We start from the raw sequence: 5083 nt of genomic DNA on the forward strand, positions 1-5083 counted from the left end.
TCCTTGATGATGGACACGATGGCTTCGTGCACGCGCTTCTTGATGTCGGCCGGCAGACCCGCCGGCGCGGCCACCGCCTGCCACGATTGCACGCCCGCGTTCTTCACGCCGCTTTCGTCCAGCGTGGGCACGTCGGGCAGCAGCGGCGAACGCTTGGCGCTGGTGATGGCCAGGGCGCGCAGTTTGCCGGCCTTGAGCTGCGGCATGGCGGTGTTGATGTTCATGAACGACGACTCCACCTGGTTGCCCAGCAGGTCGCTCATCACCGGGCCGCCGCCCTTGTAGGGGATGTGCACGCCGCTGGTGCCGGTCTGCTGCCAGAACAGTTCGGCCGTCAGGTGGTCAGAGCTGCCGTTGCCCGATGACGCGAAGGTCATCTTGCCGGGGTTGGCCTTCTGGTAGGCGATCACGTCGGCCAGCGACTTGTGGGCCGACGCGGCGGGCACCACCAGCACGTTGGGCGCCTGCACGACGACCGTGATCGGGTCCAGGTCCTTGAGCGCGTCGTAGCTCACCTTGATCAGGTGCGGTGCGATCACGAAGGGGCCGAGCGAGGACACGAACAGGGTGTGGCCGTCCGGCGCCGCGCGGGCCACGGAGGTGGCGCCGATGGTGCCGGTGGCGCCGGCCTTGTTCTCGACCACGACGGTGGCGTTGCCGAGCTTCTCGCCCAGCTTGGCCGAGATCGTTCGCGCGATCATGTCGGTGGAGCCACCGGGCGGAAAGGGCACGACCAGGGTGATGGGTTTGTCTGGCCAGGCGAAAGCCGGCAGGCTGGTGGCCGCAGCGAGCAGCAGGGTGATGAGGGACTTGTTCATGGTGTCTCCAAGTTGTCGTTGGGCCAGAGGGGGAGCCAGCCCAGGGCGCCGCGCAGCGGGCTTTGCCAGGCCGCCAGCGCCGCCCCAGAGGGATGACGCCGCGGGCGGCTCAGGGGGGGGGCTTTCGTTCTGCGGCGCGGGGGTTATTGCCCTCCCAAGGCGTCGATCAGCGCCTTGAGCTCGTCCATCTCGCTGGGCTTGAGGTCCGACAGCGGCGCGCGCACCGGGCCGGCACCGTGGCCGACCAGCGTGGCGCCGGCCTTGATGATGCTCACGCCGTAGCCTTCGACGCGGTTGCGGATCTTCAGGTAGGGCATGAAGAACTGCTTGAGCAGCTGGTGCTGCGTGGCCATGTCGTCGGTGCGCACGGCTTCGTAGAACTGCATCGCGGTCTTGGGGATGAAGTTGAAGACGGCGGACGAGTACACGGGGGTGCCCAGCGCCTTGTAGGCGGCGGCGTACACCTCGGCGGTGGGCAGGCCGCCCAGGTAGGCGAAGCGGTCACCCATGGCCATGTAGATCGACGACATCAGCTCGATGTTGCCCATGCCGTCCTTGAAGCCGATCAGGTTGGGGCAGCGCTCGGCCAGCACGGCCAGCGACTCGGGCGTGAACTTGGTGCGGTCGCGGTTGTAGACGATGACGCCGAACCGCACGCTCTTGCAGACCTGCTCGACGTGGGCGATCAGACCTTCCTGGCCGGCTTCGGTCAGGTAGTGCGGCAGCAGCAGGATGCCGTGGGCGCCCAGGCGCTCGGCTTCCTGCGCGTGGGCGATGGCCGTGCGGGTGGGGCCGCCAGCGCCGGCAATGATGGGTACCTTGCCGCGGCAGGTGTCCACCGCGGTCTTGATGATCTGGCCGTACTCCTCGCCGTACAGCGAGAAGTACTCGCCCGTGCCGCCGGCCGCGAACAGCGCGCTGGCGCCATAGGGGGCCAGCCATTCCAGGCGGGCAGCGTATGACGCGGCGTTGAAGTTGCCCTGGGCGTCGAAGTCCGTCACCGGGAAGGACAGCAGGCCAGAGGACATGACTTGCTTGAGGTCTTGCGGGGTGTATTGCATGGTGTGTGCTCTCGGGTGAAAAAGTAGGAGATCAATACCGGGGTTGGATGCCGGTGAACGACGTGTCGTACTTGCGCATCTGCCCCAGGTCGTCGCGGTGGCGGATGGGGGTGTTCAGGTAGTTGTCGTGCAGGCGCGCCAGGGCCTCGCGGTCGATGCGCACGCCCAGGCCGGGGGTGGTGGTCACGCGCAGGCTGCCGTCTTCAAACGTCAGGCGTCCGCCCTGCACCACCTCGTCGTCCTGCCAGGGGTAGTGCGTGTCGCAGGCGTAGGACAGCAGCGGCACCGAAGCGGCCAGGTGGGTCATGGCCATCAGGCTGATGCCCAGGTGCGAGTTCGAGTGCATCGAGAGGCCCAGGCCGAAGGTCTCGCACATCAGCGCCAGGCGCTGCGTGGCGCGCAGGCCGCCCCAGTAGTGGTGGTCGGAGAGCACGATCTTCACCGGGCAGCCCATCTCGGCGTTGCGGCGGAATTCCTTCAGGTCGGTGACCACCATGTTGGTGGCCAGCGGCACGTCGCAGGCCGCGGCCACGGCGGCCATGCCGTCCAGGCCTGGGGCCGGGTCTTCGTAGTACTCCAGCACGCCGCGCAGCTGTTCCACCACCTTCAGGCTCGTGGCCACTGTCCAGTTGGCGTTGGGGTCGATGCGCAGCGGCGCGCCCGGGAAGGCCTTGGCCAGCGCGAGCAGGGCAGCCACCTCCTGATCCGGCAGCAGCGCACCGGCCTTGAGCTTGATGCTCTTGAAGCCGTGCTGATGAATCATGAGGCGTGCCTGCGCCACCATCTGATCGGGCGTGATGCCTTCGCCGAACGGATCGGGGGCGTAGGGCTGGTCGATGTGTCCGGCGTACTTGAAAAACAGGTAGGCGGAGAACGGCACGGCGGGGCGCGCGGCGCCGCCCAGCAGGTCCACCACCGGCGCGTTGGCCAGCTGGCCTTGCAGGTCCATCATCGCCACCTCGAACGCGCTGATCACCTTGGCCACCGTCTTGGACACGTGCGTGCCCGGTGCCAGCGAGATCTGCGTGCCCAGGAACTCCGACGCAGCGGTCTGCTTCGGCGCCACCAGCGCGGCGACGCGGGTGTCCATCTCGTTCAGGGCCCATGGCGAGAGGCCGATCAACGCGGGCGAGGCCTGGGTCAGCGCGTCCAGCATGGACTGGTCGCCGTAGCTCTCGTTGATGCCGACCAGGCCCGAGTCGGTCTCGATCTCGATGATCGAACGCAGGGCCCAGGGTTCGTGGATGCCCGCCGCATTCAAGAGCGGCGGGTCGCGGAACGCGATGGGCGTCACGCGCACATGGCGGATGGCGTGCGAGGTCATGGCCAGCTCAGTTCAGCAAGAGGCCAGGCAGCCACAGCGACAGCGCGGGGATGTAGGTCACCGCGATCAGCACCAGCAGCAGTGCGCAGAAGAAGGGCAGCAGCGCCTTGACCACCTGTTCCATCGGCAGCTTGGCCACGGCCGCGCCCACGAACAGCACACCACCCACCGGCGGGGTCAGCAGACCGATGCCGAGGTTGACCATCATGATCATCCCGAAGTGCACCGGGTCCACGCCGATGCTCTTGATGACCGGCAGCAGGATGGGTGTGAGGATCAGGATCAGCGGCGCCATGTCCATCAGCGTGCCCAGCACCAGCAGCAGCAGGTTGATCAGCGCCAGGATCACGTAGCGGTTGTCCGACAGCGTGGTCAGCGCGGTGGTGATCTGCAGCGGGATCTGCATCAGCGTCATGATGTAGCCGAAGCTCGCGGCGAACGCGATCAGGATCATCACGATCGACAGCGTCTTGACCGTGCGGTGCACCAGCTTGGGCGTCTCGCTCCAGCGGTAGTCGCGGTAGACGAACATCGTCACGAAGAAGGCCCAGATCACCGCGATGGAGGCCGACTCGGTGGGCGTGAACACACCGCTCAGGATGCCGCCGAGGATGATGACCATGGTCATCAGGCCCCACAGCGCATCGGCGCAGATCTTCAGCGCCTGGCGCATCGGAATCACCTCGCCCTTGGGGTAGTTGCGCTTGCGCGCCATGTAGAGGCACATGATGGCCAGCGTCAGCCCCAGCAGCAGACCCGGCAGCACGCCGGCGATGAACAGCGCCGCGATGGACACCGTGCCGCCCGCGGCCAGCGAGTAGATGACCGCGTTGTGGCTGGGCGGGATCAGGATCGCCTGCACCGAACCACTGACCGTGACGGCGGTGGCGAAGTCGCGCGGGTAGCCCTTCTTCTCCATCTCGGGGATCAGCACCGAGCCGACCGAGGCCGTGTCGGCCATGGACGAACCGGAGATGGCGCCGAAGAAGGTGGAGGCCAGGATGTTCACCAGCGACAGGCCACCGCGGATGAAGCCGACCAGCACGTTGGCAAACGCCACCAGTCGCCGCGCCATGCCGCCTTCGGCCATGATGGCGCCGGCCAGCACGAAGAAGGGGATGGCCAGCAGCGAGAACTTGTTGACGCCGTTGGCGATCGCGATCATCACCGCGTCCAGCGGGATGTCGATCCACCAGGCGCCGATCAGCGCGGCCATGCCCATGGCGTAGGCCACGGGGGTGCCGATGAGGATGAGCAGGAAAAAACTGCCGAGCAGGACCCAGGCTTCCATCACGCGGCTCCTTGTGCGTCCGAAGCAGCGGTTTCGTGGTCAAAGGTGACGACGGCGCGGTGGCGCTGGTCACCCAGGAAAATGTGTTCGAGCACGAACAGCGCGGTCACCGCACCGCCCACCGGCACCGGTGTGTAGGTGAAGCCCACGGGCATCCAGGGCAGTTCGGGGATGGACTGGCCCCAGGTGCCCATGCACAGCTGCACGCCGAACCAGAACATGAACAGGCTGATGAGCAGCATCAGCACATGCACCACGACGCGCAGCGGACGCTGCACCGACGACGGCAGGCGCTGCGTGACCATCTCGACGGCGATGTGGCCCCCGGCGCGGTAGCTGCACGCGGCACCCAGGAAGGTGAACACCACCATCAGCAGAATGGAAATCGGCTCGGGCCACTGCGCTCCCGTGCCCAGCACGTAGCGCGAAAAAATGCCCCAGGGAATGAAGAGCGACATGAAAAAGATGCACGCCCCCGCGACCCAGATGCAGGCCAGGTAGACCGAGTCGAGAAGGCGCGAGACGGGGTGTCCGCTGGAAGGGTGGTGACTCATGAGAGCCTCGGAGAAAGGGAGAAAGGGAGAAAGGG

General features: G+C 66.7%; 5 protein-coding genes. All 5 read right to left on the reverse strand.

Annotated elements, in window-relative coordinates; all coding sequences use genetic code 11:
- Positions 1 to 818, reverse strand: an 818-nt coding sequence (locus tag ACR2JA_RS06730) for a Bug family tripartite tricarboxylate transporter substrate binding protein (protein ID WP_434008332.1), incomplete at its 3' end; no start/stop codon positions are given.
- Positions 819 to 961: 143 nt separating this feature from the next.
- Positions 962 to 1879, reverse strand: a complete 918-nt coding sequence (gene kdgD / locus ACR2JA_RS06735; protein ID WP_434008333.1) for a 5-dehydro-4-deoxyglucarate dehydratase — start codon at positions 1877 to 1879, stop codon at positions 962 to 964.
- Between the two features lie 31 nt (positions 1880 to 1910).
- Positions 1911 to 3203, reverse strand: coding sequence for a glucarate dehydratase family protein (locus tag ACR2JA_RS06740; protein WP_434008334.1), 1293 nt, complete (start codon positions 3201 to 3203; stop codon positions 1911 to 1913).
- Positions 3204 to 3210: 7 nt separating this feature from the next.
- Positions 3211 to 4494 carry a TRAP transporter large permease gene (locus ACR2JA_RS06745; protein WP_434008335.1) on the reverse strand — a complete coding sequence of 428 codons (1284 nt, stop codon included), beginning with the start codon at positions 4492 to 4494 and terminating at the stop codon, positions 3211 to 3213.
- On the reverse strand, positions 4494 to 5048 hold the full coding sequence (locus tag ACR2JA_RS06750; RefSeq protein WP_434008336.1) for a TRAP transporter small permease: 555 nt from the start codon (positions 5046 to 5048) through the stop codon (positions 4494 to 4496). The genes ACR2JA_RS06745 and ACR2JA_RS06750 overlap by 1 nt, the downstream gene beginning before the upstream one ends.
- Between the last annotated feature and the right edge of the window lie 35 nt (positions 5049 to 5083).

The sequence above is a fragment of the Hydrogenophaga sp. genome, assembly GCF_051007235.1.
In the GTDB taxonomy this organism is placed as follows: Bacteria; Pseudomonadota; Gammaproteobacteria; order Burkholderiales; family Burkholderiaceae_C; genus Hydrogenophaga.

Coding starts and splice junctions, on each gene's coding strand:
- kdgD (WP_434008333.1), bottom strand. CDS start 1,879: ATGCAATACACCCCGCAAGACCTCAAGCAAGTCATGTCCTCTGGCCTG.
- ACR2JA_RS06740 (WP_434008334.1), bottom strand. CDS start 3,203: ATGACCTCGCACGCCATCCGCCATGTGCGCGTGACGCCCATCGCGTTC.
- ACR2JA_RS06745 (WP_434008335.1), bottom strand. CDS start 4,494: ATGGAAGCCTGGGTCCTGCTCGGCAGTTTTTTCCTGCTCATCCTCATC.
- ACR2JA_RS06750 (WP_434008336.1), bottom strand. CDS start 5,048: ATGAGTCACCACCCTTCCAGCGGACACCCCGTCTCGCGCCTTCTCGAC.